The 19,480-nt window shown below is 45.1% G+C and carries 17 protein-coding genes and 1 other annotated feature; of the genes, 12 read left to right on the top strand and 5 right to left on the bottom strand.

What is annotated here, in order from left to right; genetic code table 11:
* Positions 1-3: 3 nt before the first annotated feature.
* The 11 genes from truA to gpmI all read left to right on the top strand — a co-directional run bounded on the left by truA (position 4) and on the right by gpmI (position 11,547).
* Positions 4-768, top strand: coding sequence for a tRNA pseudouridine(38-40) synthase TruA (truA, locus tag DW015_RS01910; RefSeq protein ID WP_117903792.1), 765 nt, complete (start codon positions 4-6; stop codon positions 766-768).
* Complete coding sequence (locus tag DW015_RS01905) at positions 734-2,383, top strand: DUF5711 family protein (protein ID WP_117903790.1); 1,650 nt, start codon at positions 734-736, stop codon at positions 2,381-2,383. The genes truA and DW015_RS01905 overlap by 35 nt, the downstream gene beginning before the upstream one ends.
* Positions 2,384-2,399: 16 nt before the next feature.
* Positions 2,400-3,278 (top strand): CvpA family protein, encoded by an 879-nt coding sequence (locus tag DW015_RS01900; RefSeq protein WP_117903788.1) that lies wholly within the window; start codon positions 2,400-2,402, stop codon positions 3,276-3,278.
* Positions 3,279-3,318: 40 nt separating this feature from the next.
* Complete coding sequence (locus DW015_RS01895) at positions 3,319-5,586, top strand: ATP-dependent Clp protease ATP-binding subunit (RefSeq protein ID WP_117903786.1); 2,268 nt, start codon at positions 3,319-3,321, stop codon at positions 5,584-5,586.
* Between the two features lie 138 nt (positions 5,587-5,724).
* Positions 5,725-6,948, top strand: a complete 1,224-nt coding sequence (locus tag DW015_RS01890; protein WP_117903784.1) for a phosphoglycerate kinase — start codon at positions 5,725-5,727, stop codon at positions 6,946-6,948.
* A 74-nt stretch (positions 6,949-7,022) separates the two neighbouring features.
* Complete coding sequence (locus DW015_RS01885) at positions 7,023-7,646, top strand: hypothetical protein (protein WP_117878208.1); 624 nt, start codon at positions 7,023-7,025, stop codon at positions 7,644-7,646.
* The gene (locus tag DW015_RS01880) at positions 7,643-8,191 is read left to right on the top strand and encodes a hypothetical protein (RefSeq protein ID WP_117903783.1); all 549 of its coding nucleotides are present in this window, start codon (positions 7,643-7,645) and stop codon (positions 8,189-8,191) included. Before DW015_RS01885 ends, DW015_RS01880 begins: the two co-directional genes overlap by 4 nt.
* Before the next feature lie 9 nt (positions 8,192-8,200).
* Positions 8,201-8,518 carry a TfoX/Sxy family protein gene (locus DW015_RS01875; protein WP_117903781.1) on the top strand — a complete coding sequence of 106 codons (318 nt, stop codon included), beginning with the start codon at positions 8,201-8,203 and terminating at the stop codon, positions 8,516-8,518.
* Between the two features lie 126 nt (positions 8,519-8,644).
* Positions 8,645-9,421, top strand: coding sequence for a triose-phosphate isomerase (gene tpiA / locus DW015_RS01870; RefSeq protein ID WP_022287442.1), 777 nt, complete (start codon positions 8,645-8,647; stop codon positions 9,419-9,421).
* A 117-nt stretch (positions 9,422-9,538) separates the two neighbouring features.
* Positions 9,539-9,988 (top strand): hypothetical protein, encoded by a 450-nt coding sequence (locus tag DW015_RS01865; protein WP_117903779.1) that lies wholly within the window; start codon positions 9,539-9,541, stop codon positions 9,986-9,988.
* 35 nt (positions 9,989-10,023) lie between these two features.
* A complete protein-coding gene (gpmI, locus tag DW015_RS01860) occupies positions 10,024-11,547 on the top strand; it encodes a 2,3-bisphosphoglycerate-independent phosphoglycerate mutase (protein WP_046441635.1) in 1,524 nt (507 codons plus the stop codon).
* Between the two features lie 91 nt (positions 11,548-11,638).
* On the opposite strand, the gene DW015_RS01855 is transcribed toward gpmI, so the two are convergent.
* Positions 11,639-12,721, bottom strand: a complete 1,083-nt coding sequence (locus DW015_RS01855) for a HAMP domain-containing sensor histidine kinase (RefSeq protein ID WP_117903777.1) — start codon at positions 12,719-12,721, stop codon at positions 11,639-11,641.
* Positions 12,722-12,973: 252 nt separating this feature from the next.
* Between DW015_RS01855 and gap the strand changes: the two genes are divergently transcribed.
* Positions 12,974-14,011: a type I glyceraldehyde-3-phosphate dehydrogenase gene (gene gap / locus DW015_RS01850; RefSeq protein WP_117903774.1), complete on the top strand. Its 1,038-nt coding sequence runs from the start codon at positions 12,974-12,976 to the stop codon at positions 14,009-14,011.
* Positions 14,012-14,259: 248 nt separating this feature from the next.
* Here the strand turns inward: gap and DW015_RS01845 are convergent, their stop codons facing one another.
* The 4 genes from DW015_RS01845 to tyrS form a co-directional block, all read right to left on the bottom strand.
* A complete protein-coding gene (locus DW015_RS01845) occupies positions 14,260-16,212 on the bottom strand; it encodes a carbohydrate-binding domain-containing protein (RefSeq protein ID WP_117903772.1) in 1,953 nt (650 codons plus the stop codon).
* 98 nt (positions 16,213-16,310) lie between these two features.
* The gene (locus DW015_RS01840; RefSeq protein ID WP_347500996.1) at positions 16,311-17,015 is read right to left on the bottom strand and encodes a DUF4956 domain-containing protein; all 705 of its coding nucleotides are present in this window, start codon (positions 17,013-17,015) and stop codon (positions 16,311-16,313) included.
* A complete protein-coding gene (locus DW015_RS01835; protein WP_117903770.1) occupies positions 17,008-17,736 on the bottom strand; it encodes a polyphosphate polymerase domain-containing protein in 729 nt (242 codons plus the stop codon). Before DW015_RS01835 ends, DW015_RS01840 begins: the two co-directional genes overlap by 8 nt.
* 200 nt (positions 17,737-17,936) lie before the next feature.
* The gene (gene tyrS / locus DW015_RS01830) at positions 17,937-19,154 is read right to left on the bottom strand and encodes a tyrosine--tRNA ligase (protein ID WP_117878221.1); all 1,218 of its coding nucleotides are present in this window, start codon (positions 19,152-19,154) and stop codon (positions 17,937-17,939) included.
* A gap of 64 nt (positions 19,155-19,218) precedes the next feature.
* Positions 19,219-19,456: a binding site (T-box leader), on the bottom strand.
* Between the last annotated feature and the right edge of the window lie 24 nt (positions 19,457-19,480).

Below are 19,480 nucleotides of genomic sequence, written 5' to 3'. Positions count from 1 at the left end.
CTCATGACAAATTTCAGGATAATACTTGCCTATAACGGCACAGCATATCATGGGTGGCAAAGGCAGAACAACGCCCTTGCCGTCCAGCAGGTGCTTGAAGAAGCTATCCTCTCGCTGACGGGACAGACCGTCACAGTGAACGGCTGTTCACGAACAGACGCAGGAGTACACGCAAGAAGATTTTGTGCAAGCTTTCTTATAGAGTCCACAATAACCTGCCGTGGGATAGTTTTCGGACTTAATTCAAAGCTGCCGGACGATATTTCAGTGCTGGAGTGCGAAAAAGCTCCCCTTGATTTCCACGCAAGATATATGTGCAGCGGCAAGGAGTATGAGTATATTATACATAACAGCGAGATAAAAAATCCATTTTATAAAGATACAGCCTACCGCAGTTGGTTTCCAATAGACGAAAAAAAGCTCAATAAAGCAGCACAGGATTTTGTGGGAACGCACGATTTCAAAGCCATGTGTTCCACCGATTGCACAAAAGAGAATACAGTTAGGACTATATTCTCTTTCCATGTAAGACGTGAGGGCGAGCTTGTGATATTTACAGTTTCGGGAGACGGCTTTCTGTACAATATGGTAAGGATAATGGTAGGCACGCTTATTTTTATAAATGAGGGCAAGATAGGAGAAACTCAAATACCCGATATACTTGCGTCAAAGGACAGAACAAGAGGCGGAAAGACCGTTCCGCCGCAGGGATTGTATCTTAACGAAGTGTATTATGATAAAGATAAAGGATCTGAACAAGGTGAATGATAAAAGATCAAAGAGCAGGCGGAGAAAGAAAAATCCGCCTACCAAAGAAGAAAAAACAATAAGAATAACCAAGCAGACGGATTTTGTTCAGCGTGACGAGTTTCACGGTGCAGAAGAGCCTATGCCGAACGTTACTTTCAGAGAGATAAAGCGTCAGAAAAAGGCGGCTCAGAAAGCGGCGGAACGTGAGCAGGAAGAACAGCTCCGAAAAGAAGCGGAAGAAGCCGAGGAGTCACGAAGCAGAATAGAGCTGACGAACACCGAGGATAAAGCCGAGGAGGAAAAGCCTGAAAAAGCTGATGAAAGCAAGATAACAGTATCAGGCGGTGAAAATAAAGAGCAGGCTTCAGAAAGCAAAGAGGAAAAATCCGAGCATAAAAGCAGAAAAGAGAAAAAGGCTGAGAAAGCCGAGAAAGCAGAGAGGTCTGACGAGGAAATATCCAACGTCACCGATATAAGAGCGGCAAGAAAGAAAGAGAAAAACAAAAAGCTCTATAAAAAGATAGCCGCCATAGCAGTTGTGGTCGCTTTTGGTGTGGGCGTTTATGCTTCAAGAGGAGTGTGGGTGCCGAAGCTTGAGGGCATTTTGGACAGACCTCATGCCACTATAGTAAACGACGGCAAAAAGCAAAGTGGAAATTTCCCGCTGACCTTTGATGAAAGCTCAGTAAATGTTATAAAACAGCTTTCCGACGGTATAGTTCGAGTTGACGACAGGAACATTGCTTTTTATGACGAGTCTGGCAATAAGATATCGGATAATTCTCACAACTTTGCAAACCCTGTTGTAAGAACATCCGGAAAGCGTGTGCTCGTTTACGATAACGGCGGAAATTCTTTCAGAGTGCTGAATAAAAAGGGCGAGCTGCTTTCAAAGGATATAGACCAGTCTATACTTTTGGCGGAGATAGCCCCTGACAGCACAGTTGCAGTGGTCACCCAGACTGAGAAATATGCCGCAGTGCTGACAGTTTATGACTCCTCGGGAGCAGAGATATATCAGTGGTCAAGCTCACGAAGAATACTTGATATAAGCTTTGATAAAGACGGAAGCGGCTGCTGTATCTCAACATTTTCCAGCAGCGGCGGAGCGTTACGCTCGGTCATCTATTATGTGACCTTTGACAGCACAGAGGAGAAGATGAAGAGCGAACAGCTTGAAACTCTCGCAGTTGCCGTTCAGCGAAACGATAACGGCGATTATTGGGTAGTGGGCGATACCTGCTTCTACAAGCTTGACAGCAATGGTAAAATACTTATGCAGTATGAATATCCTGAGGAGCTTTCAGACTATGCCCTGACAGATACCACCGCCGCAGTAGCATTTGATGGCATACAGCGTAAAACAGGAACTCTTGCGGTGTTCCGTTCGGACTCTGACGGGGATAAGCCTGACAGCGTTGTTTATACTCAAAGCGGCAAGCCTAAGAAAATGACCGCAGAGAACAAGAAGGTGATCCTTCTCGGCGAGGATAATATAGAAGCCTATGACAGTGCGGGAAATCTACTTGCAACAGCGGCAGTGTCCTCTGAGTATCTTGACTTTGTTTACCTCAACGACAGCGTTTATTTCCTAGGTCTGCATGAGATAAACAAAATAGCTTTCGAGACCTGACGAAAGGCAGGAAAATATGGCATATTTTTTTGACGGAGCAGTTATAATGATCCTTATCGTGACCGCTCTGACAGGATACTGTAAGGGCTTTGTGAGATATGTCATCACAATGCTCGGAACAGTGGCAGCCGTTCTTGTGGCTTTTCTTATAGCCAATATGTCGGCTGAAAATGTATATAACAAATATTTCAAAACACAGCTTATAACGAGTCTTGAAAACGCCGCTGAACAGACGGATCTTTCAAAGCTTGTTAGCAATGAACTGAAAAACGAGGGCGTTGATATCGACCTTTCAGACGAGGAGATAAAAAACGTCCTGTCCGGGGCTGGCACTCTTGCGGAGAATACCGAAAAGCTGCTTGTTTCAAAGGGAACAGACCTTGATACCGCTCAGCAAAAGGGCGAGGAGCTTTCAGAGTATATCCACAGCGTTATGCCCCAAAAGCTCAGCGAAAAGCTGGAGGGCAATAAGCTTGGAAAAAGTCTGTCTAAGGCGGTGAAGTTCACTGCCGATCAGATAGACGAAGCCGTCAAGGCTCTCTCTGAGGGTGGCAGAACTGGTGCTGAGTATCTGGAAAAGAACATTTTCCGACCGATCGCCCTGACTTTTATAAGGCTTTGCGTGTTCATGACGGTGTATGTGCTTATGGAGATAGTCATAAGGCTTATCCTGCGTCTGTCGGGAGTTTTTACCCGAATGGCAGGTCTGACAGCGGCAAACCGTTTTGCAGGCATGGCGCTTGGTCTTTGCAAAGGCGGTCTGTATCTGGTGTTGATAGCCTTTATGGTCTGCACTGTGATAAACGCCACCGAGAACAAGCTTCCCAAGTTCAACAGCGCAGTTTTTGAAAATACCTATCTGTTCAGTTACTTCTTTGATATTCTGTATAAATGATTACCGTAAGGTGTATCAGTAAGGAAAGGAGCAAATAAAAATGTTAATGTGTTCAAGATGTAAAAAGCGTCCTGCTGTGGTGTTCATCTCACAGATGAACGCCAAGGACCCTCAGCACAAGAAGAACGAGGGACTTTGCCTTGTTTGTGCTAAGGAGCTTGGCATTTCGCAGGTGGACGATTATATGAAGGCAATGGGCATCTCAGACGATGACCTTGAAGCAATGTCAAATCAGCTTATGGAGGCTTCCGACGGGGACGATTTTGAGCCAGGCGGAACGAACTTCCTGAGCAATCTTTTCGGCGGTGACGCAGCCAATCTTTTCAGCAACCTCGCAGGAGGTATGCCTAAAGCCACCGATGAGGGCGGAGAGAACAAGCCAAAGGACAAAAAGAAAAAGCTTAAATTTCTCAACAACTATTGCACAAATCTTACTCAGAAAGCAAGAGAGGGCAAGCTTGATAACGTTGTGGGCAGAGATAAGGAAATATCAAGAGTTATCCACATTCTGTCAAGGCGTCAGAAGAACAATCCATGCCTTATAGGCGAACCTGGCGTTGGTAAAACAGCCATTGCCGAGGGTATCGCACAGAGGATAGTTGGCGGAGATGTGCCTTTCCATATCAAGGATAAGGAGCTTTACCTCCTCGACCTTACCGCACTTGTTGCAGGCACCCAGTTCAGAGGACAGTTCGAGAGCCGTTGTAAAGGACTTGTAGAGGAAGTAAAAGAGCAGGGCAATGTTATCCTCTTTATAGACGAGGTGCATACCCTTGTTGGCACAGGCGACAATGAGGGAACGATGAACGCGGCTAATATCCTGAAACCGTCCCTTTCAAGAGGCGAGATACAGGTAATAGGCGCAACGACTTTCAAGGAGTACAGAAAGTATATCGAAAAGGACTCTGCACTTGAAAGACGTTTCCAGCCTGTAACAGTTTCCGAGCCGACAGTTGAGGACACAATCACAGTCCTCAAAGGCATAAAGCAGTATTACGAGAATTTCCATAGAGTAAAGATATCAGACGATATGCTTAGAGAGTGTGCAGTGCTTTCTGAAAGATATATCAACGATAGATTTCTCCCTGACAAGGCGATAGATCTTCTTGACGAAGCCTGCGCCTGCACAAGTATCAGAACACCTGAAATAGAGGAGTTCGACGCACTTAACGAGGAGCTTAAAAAGCATGAAAAGCTCGTTGAGGATTACGAACAGAAGTCAGACCCTGACTATGAGATAATCGCAAAGGAAAAGGGCGAGATACTCAGGATCCAGAACAGACTCAAAGAGGTGGAAGAAACTCTTAAAAACGTTCAGGTCACAGAGGAAGATATATCAAAGGTAATAGAGCTTTGGACAGGTATCCCTGCCAATAAGATAGCTCAGACCGAGTATGACAAGATAAAGCATCTTAAAGAAGCCCTTTCAAAGCGTGTTATCGGCCAGGACGAAGCTGTTGATAAGGTCGCAAAGGCAATAAAGCGTACAAGGGTTCAGCTTTCAAAACGCCGCAGACCGGCTTCGTTTATTTTCGTCGGCCCAACAGGCGTTGGAAAAACAGAGCTTGTGAAAGTTCTTGGAGAAGAGCTTTTTGACGCCACCGAGCCGCTTATCAGAGTTGATATGACCGAGTATATGGAGAAGCACTCAGTATCAAAGCTTATCGGCTCACCTCCGGGATATGTAGGCTTTGACGAAGCAGGCCAGCTTACCGAAAAGGTGCGCCGCAGACCATATTCAGTGGTACTTTTTGACGAGATAGAAAAGGCTCACCCTGACGTTATGAACATACTTCTCCAGATACTTGACGAGGGACGTATCAACGATTCACAGGGCAGAAGCGTTTCATTTGAGAACACAGTTATCGTCATGACATCAAACGCAGGCTCGACTGATAGAGATACAGGTGTGGGCTTCAATAAGACAGACAGCGATATTGCCAAGGATAAGGCAATGAAAGCACTGAGAGATTTCCTGAGACCTGAGTTTCTTGGAAGAATAGACGAGATAGTTGTGTTCAATCCGCTCACAGAGGAGAATTTCGCAGGCATAGCAGGTCTTATGCTGGACGAGATGAAGTCGCCGCTGGAGGAGAAACATATCAGCCTGAGATATACAGATGAAGCTTTGAAAGCTATCGCACATAAGGCATACGGTCAGAAGCTTGGTGCAAGAGATATCCGCCGTGTCATAAGAAACGAGGTGGAGGATAAGATAGCCGAACTGCTTATAGACAAGGGCGAGGGTGTGGTGTCCGCCGTGGCAATATCCGCTGACAACGGAGAGATAAAGGTGGACGCACTTTAAAAGCCTAAAGTTATAAAATCAGGGTAAAAATTATAAAAAAATACTTGATTTTTATGACGGTATGTTATATAATAAAGGTAAGGTTGTTAGTTTTTTAACAACGTGAATTAAAAAATTAAATTGAGAGGTGTCTTTAAAATGGCAGGTTTAAACAAAGTTACTGTTGATGACATTAATGTAAAGGGCAAAAAGGTACTCGTAAGAGTTGACTTCAACGTTCCTCTTAAGGACGGCGTTATTACAAACGATAACAGAATAACAGCTGCTCTCCCAACTATCAAGAAGCTGGTAGCTGACGGCGGCAAGGTAGTTCTGTGTTCACATCTCGGCAAGCCAAAGAACGGCCCAGAGGCTAAGTTCTCACTTGCTCCTGCTGCTGCAAGACTTGCAGAGCTTCTTCCTGAAACAAAGGTAACATTTGCTGCTGACGATACAGTTGTTGGCGACAACGCTAAGAAGGCAGTTGCTGAAATGGCTGACGGTGATATCGTTGTTCTTGAGAACACAAGATTCAGAGGCGCAGAGGAAACAAAGAACGGCGAAGCTTTCGCTAAGGAACTTGCTGACCTCGTTGACGACGAAGTATTCGTAATGGACGCTTTCGGTTCAGCTCACAGAGCTCATGCTTCTACAGCAGGCGTTACAAAGTTCGTTAAGGAAACAGCAGTTGGTTACCTCATGCAGAAAGAGATCAACTACCTCGGTAATGCAGTTGAAACTCCTGTTAGACCATTCGTTGCTATCCTCGGCGGCGCAAAGGTTGCTGATAAGCTCAACGTTATCTCAAACCTCCTCGAAAAGTGCGATACACTTATCATCGGCGGCGGTATGGCATACACATTCCTCAAGGCACAGGGCAAGGAAGTTGGTCTTTCCCTCGTTGACGATACAAAGATCGACTACTGCAAGGAAATGATGGCAAAGGCTGAAAAGCTCGGCAAGAAGCTTCTTCTCCCTATCGACACAACAGTTGCAGCAGGTTTCCCTGATCCTATCGACGCTCCTATCGACGTAGAAGTTGTTGATTCTGATAAGATCCCAGCTGACAAGGAAGGCCTTGATATCGGCACAAAGACACAGGCTCTCTTCGGCGAGGCTGTTAAGTCTGCAAAGACAGTTGTTTGGAACGGTCCTATGGGCGTGTTTGAGAACCCAACACTTGCAGCAGGTACTATCGCAGTTGCAAAGGCACTTGCTGAAACAGACGCTACAACTATCATCGGCGGCGGCGACTCAGCAGCAGCAGTTATCCAGCTCGGTTTCGCTGACAAGATGTCACACATCTCAACAGGCGGCGGAGCTTCACTTGAATACCTCGAGGGCAAGGTTCTTCCGGGTATCGACGTTATTGCCGACAAGTAATTTATATATTTGCTCGACTTAAAAGCTGGGGCAGGCAGTCATTTGCCTGCCCCTTTTTAATTATGGGGGTATCAATGATTTACCGTGAACCTTTGGTTTTGACAGTATACTATTCACAAAGCAGTATTACTGCGGCATTTGTTTTTGCCTGTATATTGGCTGTTGCGTCGGCACTGGCGGCAGTTGGATTTGTAAAGATCGGCTGTAAGCGTTACGGAAATTCAGAAAGTTCCGATGATTGCAGTAAATATGTTAAAACGTTTGCTAAGGTAGTAGGGGAAAGCAGATCCGAATATGAGGATTTTTCCGAAAGCAGGGGAGCGTATACTTCCTATGTAAACCAGCTTGAAATCGAATATACAGATCAAAGCGGCATAGTTTACCGCAAATTTATCGAAAACATTCTTAACGACGGCTATGTAAATATATGTTATGGTGAGAATGATCCCGACGATTTTTACCTTTCGGATTATGCAGACGGTATCGCCGAAATTGAAAATGAATGCCGCGGCGAATTTGTTTACGGGATAAGCATGAGAATTTTTTTCGGAGCTTTTGCAGCGGTGTTTGCTGTAATCTCTATAATGACTTTCATACATACTTTTAATATGAAAACCTTCGAGGACAGCGGGTCGGAAAGCGGACATATTGTCATTATCTCGCCCGATTCCTCTGAAAGAAACGAGGTGACGGAATGAACGAATTAATGCTTTTAGCTGAAAATTTCAAGGTCAGTGTTTTGGCAGGCGTTAACCTTGGCTGGCAGGGAATCGGAGGGATAATTCTGTTCCTTACAGGAATAGGGCTGATATATTTCGGTATCAAGGCGCTTAAAGGCTATCGGTTTTTCCCGGATCAAGAACAGAATATTCCCGAAGAAGACCATTATGAGCCAATGCAGGCAAAGGCTTTGCAGAAGGTAAAAACAACAATGCCGTCTTTTAGCGGCGGTGAAGATCAGGTCTTTGTTGAATGGAAAATAGGTTATACTGTGAACGGAGAAAAGTATACCCAGATAGTTACAGACAACGGTTATAATAAAGGGGATATGATCGATATAAAGTATAATCCTGAGAATCCGCAGGAGTTTTATCTTGACGACGAAAAATCAAAGGTGGAAGTCACCGAGGAAGAAAAGGAAGCAGAGCAGAAAGAGGAAAAGACACCGTTCGGTTATGCGGCGATAGCTATCGGCGTGCTGCTGGGGATTTTCGGCGCTGTTATGCTTATCGACAAGCTTTAAGGAGAAAATATGCCAACTGATGAGAGTTATTTTGAATACATACTCGAACAGCTCAGCGAGCTTGAAGATATCCGAGCAAGAAAAATGTTTGGTGAGTATATATTATATTATAAGGACAGAATATTCGGTGGCATTTATGATAACAGACTTCTTGTGAAGTCCGTGAAAGCTGCAGAAGATCATCTTAAAGACATAACGTTAGAGATGCCCTATGAAGGTGCAAAGCCAATGTACCTTGTGGATAATACCGATGATAAGGATCATCTCAAAGGACTTGTGGAAGCAATGTATGAACAGCTCCCACCGTCAAGATCAAAGAAAAAATAAGGTAAAAAACAGCGGAGGTTCTTTGTTAATTAGTTGACAAATACGAGTGAATGTTGTATAATAGACTTGGAAAACTAGCAGGAGCAGTTTTTCTGTTCCCTATAAAAAATAAAGGAGTTTTTTATCATGAAAAAAGCTGTAAGAAAAGCAATTATTGCAGGAAACTGGAAAATGAACAAGACAAGACCTGAGGCTAAGGAGCTTCTCGAAGCTATCAAGCCACTTGTTGCAAACGCTGAGGGCAAGGTAGAAGTTATCGCTTGCGTACCTTTCACAAACCTTGAAACTGCTATCAACGCAACAGCAGGCTCAAACGTAAAGATCGGCGCAGAGAACGTTCACTTTGAGAAGAGCGGTGCTTTCACAGGCGAGATCTCAGCAGATATGCTCGTTGAGCTTGGCGTTGAGTACGTTGTTATCGGTCACTCTGAGAGAAGACAGTATTTCGGTGAAACAGACGAAACAGTAAACAAGAGAACAAAGGCAGCTCTTGCAGCCGGTCTGAAGCCTATCGTTTGCGTTGGCGAGCTTCTTTGGGAGCGTGAGTGCAACATCACAGAGGAAGTTATCGCAAGACAGGTAAAGCTTGATTTCTTCGGCGTATCAGCAGAGGACGTTAAGAAGTCCGTTATCGCTTACGAGCCAGTTTGGGCTATCGGTACAGGCAAGACAGCTACAGCAGATCAGGCTGAGGAAGTTTGCGCATTCATCAGAGCAACACTTGCTAAGATCTATGACGAGGCTACAGCAGAGGCAGTTACAATTCAGTACGGCGGCTCAATGAACGCTAAGAACTGCGCAGAGCTTCTTTCTAAGGAGAACGTAGACGGCGGTCTTATCGGCGGTGCTTCACTGAAGGCTGCTGACTTCAATACTATCGTTCAGGCTGCTGTTGAGGGCTAATTAACAGACGGATATCTAGGGGCAAAATATCATTCGTCACAAGAACAAACAAATAAAAAGTTCCGCAGGGGACGGCTGCGGCTGTCCTCTGCTTTTTTTGAACAGGGGGACGCAAATATGAAAAAATTAATATTTGCAGCATTAGTATTATCCATGTGTATGTCATTTGCAGCCTGCGGAAGCGTTGACGAAAGCAGCGCACCAACGGCAGAAAGCTCTCAGACAACATCTGAGGCTAAGCTTGAAAATGTAACTATCAAAATGGACTCTAGTAAGCTTCTTAGCGGCGTTGAGTTCACAGACAGCGAGCTTCTCGACAAAACCGCAGAGTTCACCAAAAAGGTAACTGAGAACGCAGAGGAAAAAGATCCGGATTCAAAGGAGTACGTTGTTGGCGGCGATTGGCTGGATATAAAATGTTCAGAAGGTCCAGCTATCTACTATGAGTCAGGAGAGAGTAATTATGTCCGTATCGGCGCAAAGACCTATTACACAAGCGACGATACCGCTAAGGAATTTAAGGAATATGTCCTGAGCTTTCTTGAAAAGGGCGGTTATTGGGGATAATACGAATATAAATGATGTTGAAAGGACTAAGAAATATGTCAAAGAAACCCATAGCACTTATAATTATGGACGGCTTCGGCTATAATCACAAGGATTACGGCAACGCTATCAGAGCTGCCAAAACACCTAATATCGACAGACTTCTTGCCAACTATCCGCACACTCTTATCGGTGCAAGCGGCATGGACGTTGGACTTCCTGAGGGACAGATGGGTAACTCAGAGGTAGGCCATACAAATATCGGCGCAGGAAGAATAGTTTATCAGGAGCTTACAAGAATCACAAAGTCTATTAAGGACGGCGAATTCTTCTCAAACGAAGCTTTCACAGCAGCCGTTGAGAACTGCAAGAAGAATGACAGCGCACTCCACCTGTTCGGACTTCTTTCAAACGGCGGCGTTCACTCACATAATTCACACCTCTATGGTCTTTTGGAGCTTGCTAAGAAAGCAGGTCTTACAAAGGTATACGTTCATTGCTTCATGGACGGCAGAGATGTTCCTCCTACAAGCGGAGTTGACTTCGTAGCTGAGCTTGAAGAAAAGCTCAAGGAAATTGGTGTCGGCAAGATAGCAACAGTAATGGGACGTTACTATGCAATGGACAGAGATAACCGTTGGGAGCGTGTAGGCAAGGCTTATGACGCAATGGTATACGGCGAGGGCAATAAGGCTGATAACGCAGTTGACGCTATCAAGGCTTCCTATGCCGCTGACGTTACAGACGAGTTCGTTGTTCCTACAGTTATCGATGAGAACGGCAAGATATCCGCAAACGACAGCGTTATCTTCTTCAACTTCCGTCCTGACAGAGCAAGAGAGATAACAAGAACTCTCGTTGACGACGACTTCACAGGCTTTGAGAGAAGAAATGGCAGATTCCCACTTTACTATGTCTGCATGACACAGTATGACGCAACAATGCCAAACGTTGACGTTGCATTCAAACCAGCAAGCCTTGAAAATACTTTCGGCGAGTATATCGCAAAGAAGGGTCTTTCACAGCTTAGAATCGCTGAAACAGAGAAGTATGCACACGTTACATTCTTCTTCAACGGCGGTGTAGAAGCTCCTTTTGAGAACGAGGACAGAGCCCTCATCAATTCACCAAAGGTAGCAACATATGACCTCCAGCCTGAAATGAGCGCATATCTTGTTTGCGACGAAGTTCTCAAGAGAATAGAGTCTGACAAGTATGACGCAATTATCCTCAACTATGCAAACTGCGACATGGTAGGTCACACAGGCGTGTTCGACGCAGCCGTAGCAGCAGTAGAAGCAGTTGACGAGTGCGTAGGCAAAACGGTTGACGCAGTTCTTGCAAAAGGCGGTATAGCACTTATCACAGCAGACCACGGCAACGCAGATAAGATGATGGAAGACGACGGCTCTCCATTCACAGCCCACACAACCAACCTTGTACCTCTTATTATCGCAGGCGCAGGCAATGTTCTTATCAGAGAGGGCGGCGTGCTTGCTGACCTTTCACCAACAATGCTCAAACTCATGGGTCTTGAGCAGCCAAAGGAAATGACAGGTAAGTCTATCATCAAGGACTAATTTCCATAAAATAATCAAGGCAGTACCGAGAAAATCGGCACTGCCTTTTTTGTATCCCATCTATTCACTTGCTCTGTATATTGCCCAAACCCTATTTCAGCGGGTCAAGCCCCTTAGCCATTATGCAGTAGGTACTGCCGTATGGGTTCGGTATGGGTGGCATTCTGCTCACATGGAACTCTTTCGGCAAACCACGGCTGTCACATGGGAAACTCATGGTCACACAAGTGCCTTTGCCGATCTCGCTGCGATAACTTAGTTCACCGTCAAAACGGTCGCAAAAGCATTTTGCCAGTGCAAGCCCCAACGCCTCGCTGCTACTGTATTTCTGGAATGTACCAAATGGCGTGATAGCCGCCTGCCATACATCGTCTGTCATGCCGTTGCCGTTATCATTTACTGACAGTATTATCCTGTCGTCCTCAGTTTTTAGGATAAGCTCCACCTGCCGTTGTTCCTTGTCATTGTACATATATGCGTTCACAAGCAGATTTACAAGCACATTTTTAATAAGGCTTTTGTTTGTTTCAAAATAAATGCACGGGTCAATGGAGTATCTGAAAATACAGCCGTCCTCCTCAAGCAAATTGCCTTCTTCGTCGCACACCTCACCGCATATGTCTGACAGGCTCTGATATTCAGTTGTGAAATTGCCGCTGAAATATTTTGCAAGTTCTGTCATGTTCACCGTTGCGGAAAATGTCTTTAGTATACGAAGCCTTGCCTCATGGTCAAAATGCTCATATTCAGTGCCGGCTTTTGAAGAAAAGGATTTCTTTTGGCTGTCAAGCATCGCTAACATTTTAGAAAGCTCCATCCTTATGTTGCCGAGAAAATTCGATTTGAAGCGTAAATATCCAGACTTGTCCGAAAGACGTTCTATGTCCATGCAGGAGTAATAGTGTATGAGATAATTCGTTATAATGCCATTATCTCTCAGCGGTTCAAACCGCATTGCCGCCGAGTCAGCAAACCTGCCCTTATATTCAAAGGTAGCTGTCTTTTCAACAGGCAGAATGAAAGCGTTTTCCGGAGTATCGCATAAAGCAGAAATATCTATAACATCAGGCAGATCGCCATGATTTTTCCAAATGACATTAAGTTCAGCGTCAGTGAGGATAATGTTTTCCTCAGACTGAGCGTATATCTCTTTCACAGAAGATGTCAGTTCCACTTTGTTAGCCTGCCTTTCATAAAGATCTCATGTAAATATTATAACCTAAACTGTCGGGGTAGTCAATAAAAAATCATCAATATTTGATCACATTTTAAAGAATTTAGCAGTGCTTTGACGGATCAGGACGCAGGTGGCTTTGCGGTATTGCCTTAAAGAAAAAAAGTTCTAAGTTTTTTGTAAAAACACTTGCAATGTATAGAAAAATGTAGTATAATAAATACAGAAAAATTTTTAGGAGGTAAATTAATTATGGCAGTTAAAGTCGCAATTAATGGTTTTGGACGTATTGGACGTCTTGCATTCAGACAGATGTTTGGCGCAGAGGGCTACGAGGTAGTTGCAATCAACGACCTGACAAAGCCTTCAATGCTCGCTGATCTTCTTAAGTATGATACAGCTCAGGGCGGTTACTGTGGTAAGATCGGTGAGAACCTTCACACAGTATCAGCTGATGATGAGGCTAATACTATCACTGTTGACGGCAAGACTCTTACAATTTATAAGGAAGCAGACGCTTCTAAGCTCCCTTGGGGTGAGATCGGTGTAGACGTAGTTCTCGAGTGCACAGGTTTCTACTGCTCAAAGGCAAAGAGCCAGGCTCATATCGACGCTGGCGCTAAGAAGGTAGTTATCTCAGCTCCTGCAGGCAGCGATCTTAAGACGATCGTATTCTCAGTAAACGAGAAGACACTTACAGCTGACGATACAATCATTTCAGCTGCATCTTGCACAACAAACTGTCTTGCTCCTATGGCTAATGCTCTTAACAAGTATGCTCCTATCCAGAGCGGTATCATGAGCACTATCCATGCTTACACAGGCGACCAGATGATCCTCGACGGTCCTCACAGAAAGGGTGACCTGAGAAGAGCAAGAGCTGGTGCTGCAAACATCGTTCCTAACTCAACAGGTGCTGCAAAGGCTATCGGTCTTGTAATCCCAGAGCTTAACGGCAAGCTCATCGGTTCTGCACAGAGAGTTCCAGTTCCAACAGGTTCAACAACAATCCTTACAGCAGTTGTAAAGGGTGCTGACGTAACAGTTGAAGGCATCAACGCTGCTATGAAGGCTGCATCTTCTGAGTCATTTGGCTACAACGAGGATCCAATCGTTTCTTCTGACGTTATCGGCATGAGATTTGGTTCACTCTTCGATGCTACTCAGACAATGGTATCTAAGATCGCTGATGACCTCTATGAGGTACAGGTAGTTTCTTGGTACGACAACGAGAACTCTTACACATCACAGATGGTAAGAACAATCAAGTACTTTGCTGAGCTTGCATAATCTGCACAACCAAAACTAAATTGCTTACTAAAGACCGCTTCATCATGAGGCGGTCTTTTTTGCGTATGGATACAACAAAGGTGAGCAAAAACTGGCGAACACTGTTCGTCCATACGATTTATATTACACAAATGTAGGGGAGCAGCGCAATTTTTGCTTTGCAAAAATACGACGTCCCGCATACTATGAACGATAAATCAGCCAAATAAAAAAGGACGAACCCCAAGCTCGTCCTTTTTTCGTTTATATCAGAAACCACGTCCTCCGCCATGACCTTTGCCAAAGCTCTTTCCCGAGGAGTTAGAAGTAACAATGCCGTCAATAGTCACGGTTTCCGACTGCGACCCTGCCGTAATGGTGTAGGTTTCGCCTTCCTTCAGGTCAGTGCTTGTGAATACAACGCTCTGCCAAGTCTTTGTAGGGGTAAAGCTTAAGATCTCCTTGCCGTCACTGTCAGTGATAGTCAGTTTTTCGTTTGCTGAAACTGTCGAACCAAGATCGTGCAGAACACTGTATTGTGTGGAGTTGTCACCGAAGCCTTCTTCCATTCCAACTGCACCACAGGCGATGAGCGTTCCCCCTGTTACAGTTGCAGTGCCGTTGTAGTCAAGTGCGCCGTTTCCACCGTTAGTAGGTCCGCAAACGCAAACTGTACCGCCTGCCATTGTGAAATTGCCATTTGAGTCAAGTCCGTCGCCGTCAGCGTCAATGGTTACAGTTCCTCCGTTGATGTTAAGTTCAACACCTTCTTGTGCCGAGAATTGGTCAGCCCCCATTCTGTCTGTTGATCCAGTATCGCTTCCGCCTGCGCAGTTTATTCCGTCATCGCTCGCTGTTACTGATATGGTGCCGCCGTCTATTGTCACGATAGATCCCTCGATACCCTCGTAGCTCTTTGGGATGTCTACAGTGCCATCGGATATGGTCAGGTTTCCGCTAGCGTGCATACCGTCATCACCTGACGCCGCAGAAATATTTCCTCCTGTTACCACAATGTTTCCATTGCTGTGTACAGAATCATCTGCCGAGTCTATCTTGAACTCGCCGCCGCTTATGTTTACCTCGCTGCCTGCTTTTAACGCCTTTGCAGATGTTGATGTGCTGTCCGTTGTATCTGTGCTGTCGCTGTCTGTAGTAGTGTTAGCCGCAGCCTCGATAGTCAGCCCTGTGTTGTCAGCCGTAGGCATTGTAGGAGGGTCATCGCCCATGCCGTTTCTGTTATCGTCAGGTCTGCCCATTCCGCCGTTCGGACCACCGCCGCCGTTTCCCATGTTGTTATGCCAATCGCTGTTTGGTGTGCCGTCAGACTTCATAGAAGCGTTTGCACTTCCACCGCCTGTGGTGATGTCAAAGCTTCCGTCCTCGATAGAAAGCACGGTTTCCGCCTCGAATGCGTCATTGTTTGCGACTACTGTGAAGCTTCCCCCTGTCACGCTTATAAAGCCTTTGTCAGAAGCCTCTGTGTTAGTGGATTTTATGCCGTTCGTGCCTGCGGAAATGTTGAATGTTCCGCCAGATATCTTAATGCTGTCCTTGCCCTCCATAGCGGTTGAAGCCGAGGTCACATTGATATTTCCGTCAGTGATAACAAGATCGTCTTTTGAAACTATGCCGTGCTTGTAGTTTGCATTCACAGTAAGTGTACCGCTGCCGTTTATAGTAAGGTCGGCTTTGGAGAAAATAGCACCGTCTGTGTTGCTGTCATCTTCTCCTAAAGAGTAGCTTGCACTGTCCGTCAAAACGTTCTCTGTGCCGTCCTCCAGCACGATATAAACTTTTTTAGCTTTGCTCACGAGCAGGGGAGCGTTGTCAGCACAAGTTATGTCAACTCCATTGAAAATAAGCTTTATTTCAGCCGTCTTGTCTGCTGAAACGATTATCCTGCCGTTGGTCGCCGTGCCTGAAAGAATGTAAGTTCCTGCCTGCGAAATGGTAACAGTTTCCCCCTCAGCGGTCGCACCCTCACCGTCTATAGCCGCACTGCCATCAGCAAATGTAATCCCTACTGAGCTTTCCTCGTCATATCCAACGTCAATGTCCTCTGCCGCAATGCTTGCGTCAATGTCAGACTTTGCCGCCTGCGAAGCGCTGCTTGCGGTCTGTGAAGAATTTGCACTCTCTGAACAGCCTGAAAAAGCAGTTACCGTGATAAAAAACGCCGCCGTGATAGCTGCCATCTTTTTAGTGTCCGAAATTTTCATGAAAAATACCCCCTTGTATGGTAAAAAAGGTTGAAAAAAACCGCACAAGACCGCTTTAGCCTTGTGCGGTTTTGCTTATGGATACTTTTGTTATTTTGTCAGAATGATTGTTCATCAATGTCTGCTGCCACTGCACACATTATCTCAAGGTTGCCGTTTCTGCATCTAAGTTCGTCAATAAGCTGCTTTTCGTTAGCGTCACCCTTTAGCTCTATGCGGTATCTCAGCTTGAAAAGGCTTCCCATATTTGTGGTCTTTACCGAAACAAGCTCACATTCTGAAAGATACTTTTCAAATATATCGTCAAATACCTCAGTGTAATCAAGGCTTTCAGGGATAGTGATACTAAGCTCCTTGTGACCCGACTTCTTTTTGCCAATAGGCAGAAGCGTGTAAATAATGTTCAGCAGGCTCACGCACACAGCAAGCATAAGAGCCAACGCAAGGTGGTTCGTTCCTGTTGCAAGACCCACCGCCATTGAAAGGAATATAGCGCATATGTCCATGGCACTTCCCGGTACAGAACGGAATCTTACCAAGCTGAATGCACCCATAACAGCCACACCGGTACCGATGTTTCCGTTTACAAGCATTATCACTACCTGTACTATCACAGGCAGCAAAGCAAGCGTCATCATAAAGCTCTTTGTTTTTTTCTGCCTGAAGTTGAATGCAAACGCTATTATAAGACCAAGCACCAACGAAGCCGCAGTGCAGAAAATAAATTCGTTTGTAGTTATCGCCGCCACGGTCGTTTCAGTGGTGGTCACAGTAGTAGCCGCAAGAGTAGTTGAATTAAGCACAGCTTATCACCTTACCTTTATGTATTTTTTCAGAAAATTCATTAAGATACGCAGTTCCGTATTTTGAGAATGACACAGGGTATATCTCCAGTTCGTCAAGTATAGCCGATAGCCAAAGAGGCATAGCGTTCGGTATCTTTATCTCCATTACCCTCACGCCAGCAGGCAGAAGCTCTTTTCCCCAAATGCCCTTGTCAAGCTCCTTTTGCTCCTCACGGTAAAGAATGTGCGTGTCAAAGGTCAGCCTAAGGGACGTGTCTTCTGCACCGCAGTAAGCAAGCCTGTCATAACTTAGATACATTGCAGGAGCAATGCCCTCATAGAATTTGAGAAAATATTTCAGCTCGTTCTCTATCTGCGGATTTCTGTGAGGTATATCTCTGCCTGCAAAGAAGTCACGGGACTGTGCAAGGGTCATCTCGATACGCCTCTTGTAGACCACACCCTTGTATTTCTTTTTAAGCTCCACAAAGACCATGTCTTCATCATTAGGTACACCGTAGCTCCTCACTCTCAACTTTTCCTTGTAAACAGGCTTTTCAATGGAGCTTCTTACAAGCTGATGACTTGGTGTGTCATAATATATGTTGCAGATAGTGCTTTTGTAATATCTATCTCTGACAAAATGCCCTTCGAGTTTTTTTATAAGCATTTCATAAGTCGGTTCATCAACGATATATTTTTTCTCTATCCGTCTGAACACTTCCTGATTGCCATTCATATCCACGCCTCTTTTCGTGATTTTTTCGTATGCTTCGTGTAAACTTTCCTTTGATTAAAAGTATATATGAATAACTTTAAATATAGCTAAACCTTATATGTATTTTGTGTGAATGTTTATGAATATTGCAAAATACCATATATTTATGTACAAAAAACGGGTGAACTTCTGTCCACCCGTGGAAATTATTTTGCACTATATTATTCCGCAATAGCCTTGTGGAAGATCTTCTTACCCTTTTTGATAACAACAGGCTCAGAGAGATCAACAAGACCCTTAGGGTCAGTGAATTTCTCGCCATTCACCGCAATGCCGTTCTGAGTAACAAGACGTCTAGCCTCGCCGTTTGAAGGGCAAAGTCCGCATTTAACAAGAAGCGTAAGAATACCTATCTTGCCGTCAGTCAGGTCAGCCGCCGCAATAGTCGTGCTAGGCATGTCGTCGCTGTTTCCGCCGCCTGCAAAAATAGCCTTTGCCGCAGCGTCAGCCTTGTCAGCCTCCTCCTTGCCGTGAACAAGCTTTGTCAGCTCGTAAGCCAAAAGCTCCTTAGCCTTGTTGTATTCAGCACCCTCCATGTGCTTCTCCATTTCTTCTATCTCCTCGATAGGAACGAATGTGAGCATCTTCAGGCATTTGATGACGTCAGCGTCACCAACGTTTCTCCAATACTGATAGAACTCGTATGGAGAAGTCTTTTCAGGGTCGAGCCATACCGCACCCTTTTCTGTCTTGCCCATTTTCTTGCCCTCGGAGTTGAGCAGGAGAGTGATAGTCATTGCATAAGCGTCCTTGCCAAGCTTCTTTCTGATAAGCTCAGTACCTCCCAGCATATTAGCCCACTGATCGTCACCGCCGAACTGCATATTACAGCCGTAATCCTGGAAAAGTCTGTAGAAATCGTAGGACTGCATTATCATGTAGTTGAACTCAAGGAAGGTAAGACCCCTTTCCATTCTCTGCTTGTAGCACTCAAATGTAAGCATCTTGTTTACAGAGAAGCAAGCACCAACATCACGAAGTACGTCGATGTAGTTAAGGTCCATGAGCCAGTCAGCGTTGTTTACCACAAGAGCCTTGCCGTCAGAGAAATCAATGAAACGGCTCATCTGCTTTTTAAAGCAAGCAACGTTGTGCTCGATAGTTTCCTTTGTGAGCATCTTTCTCATGTCAGACTTGCCCGAAGGGTCGCCTATCATGCCTGTTCCGCCGCCCAGCAGAGCGATAGGCTTGTTGCCTGCCATTTGCAAACGTTTCATAAGGCAAAGTGCCATAAAGTGACCAACGTGGAGCGAATCAGCGGTCGGGTCAAAGCCGATGTAGAAAGTCGCCTTGCCGGCGTTGATAAGCTCCTTTATCTCCTCCTCATCAGTAAGCTGAGCGAGAAGACCTCTTCTTTTCAGTTCTTCAAATACTGTCATTTTTCATACCTCCGTATTATTTTTTTGCGGTACATAAATAAAAAACCCTCTGACAGAATATCTGTCAGAGGACGAATTATCGTGGTACCACCTCAGTTTATCGGGAAACTCCCGACCTTACAGGCTCAGCAGAAAGCGAAGCCATAGCACTGTAACGTGTGCAAACCGTTTCGCCTTACGCAAAAGCTTTCTCAGCGAACAGCTCAGGAATGTATTCACACTTTGTAGAAATGCTTTCTCACACCCACCGAAAGCTCTCTGAAATTTCGCAAAAGGCTACTTATTTCCGTCTTAGCATTTAAACCTATTGATATGACTATAGCACA

Source organism: Ruminococcus sp. AF37-20 (assembly GCF_003460465.1).
In the GTDB taxonomy this organism is placed as follows: domain Bacteria; phylum Bacillota; class Clostridia; order Oscillospirales; family Ruminococcaceae; genus Hominimerdicola; species Hominimerdicola aceti.
This window is presented reverse-complemented; position numbering and strand designations above follow the sequence as displayed.

What these genes read in the sequence shown, in the direction of transcription:
- DW015_RS01900 (WP_117903788.1), top strand. Translation starts at nt 2,400, where the DNA reads ATGGCATATTTTTTTGACGGAGCAGTTATAATGATCCTTATCGTGACC.
- gpmI (WP_046441635.1), top strand. Translation starts at nt 10,024, where the DNA reads ATGTCAAAGAAACCCATAGCACTTATAATTATGGACGGCTTCGGCTAT.
- truA (WP_117903792.1), top strand. Translation starts at nt 4, where the DNA reads ATGACAAATTTCAGGATAATACTTGCCTATAACGGCACAGCATATCAT.
- DW015_RS01875 (WP_117903781.1), top strand. Translation starts at nt 8,201, where the DNA reads ATGCCAACTGATGAGAGTTATTTTGAATACATACTCGAACAGCTCAGC.
- tyrS (WP_117878221.1), bottom strand. Translation starts at nt 19,154, where the DNA reads ATGACAGTATTTGAAGAACTGAAAAGAAGAGGTCTTCTCGCTCAGCTT.
- DW015_RS01880 (WP_117903783.1), top strand. Translation starts at nt 7,643, where the DNA reads ATGAACGAATTAATGCTTTTAGCTGAAAATTTCAAGGTCAGTGTTTTG.
- DW015_RS01835 (WP_117903770.1), bottom strand. Translation starts at nt 17,736, where the DNA reads ATGAATGGCAATCAGGAAGTGTTCAGACGGATAGAGAAAAAATATATC.
- DW015_RS01905 (WP_117903790.1), top strand. Translation starts at nt 734, where the DNA reads ATGATAAAGATAAAGGATCTGAACAAGGTGAATGATAAAAGATCAAAG.
- DW015_RS01895 (WP_117903786.1), top strand. Translation starts at nt 3,319, where the DNA reads ATGTTAATGTGTTCAAGATGTAAAAAGCGTCCTGCTGTGGTGTTCATC.
- DW015_RS01890 (WP_117903784.1), top strand. Translation starts at nt 5,725, where the DNA reads ATGGCAGGTTTAAACAAAGTTACTGTTGATGACATTAATGTAAAGGGC.
- gap (WP_117903774.1), top strand. Translation starts at nt 12,974, where the DNA reads ATGGCAGTTAAAGTCGCAATTAATGGTTTTGGACGTATTGGACGTCTT.
- DW015_RS01885 (WP_117878208.1), top strand. Translation starts at nt 7,023, where the DNA reads ATGATTTACCGTGAACCTTTGGTTTTGACAGTATACTATTCACAAAGC.
- tpiA (WP_022287442.1), top strand. Translation starts at nt 8,645, where the DNA reads ATGAAAAAAGCTGTAAGAAAAGCAATTATTGCAGGAAACTGGAAAATG.
- DW015_RS01845 (WP_117903772.1), bottom strand. Translation starts at nt 16,212, where the DNA reads ATGAAAATTTCGGACACTAAAAAGATGGCAGCTATCACGGCGGCGTTT.
- DW015_RS01865 (WP_117903779.1), top strand. Translation starts at nt 9,539, where the DNA reads ATGAAAAAATTAATATTTGCAGCATTAGTATTATCCATGTGTATGTCA.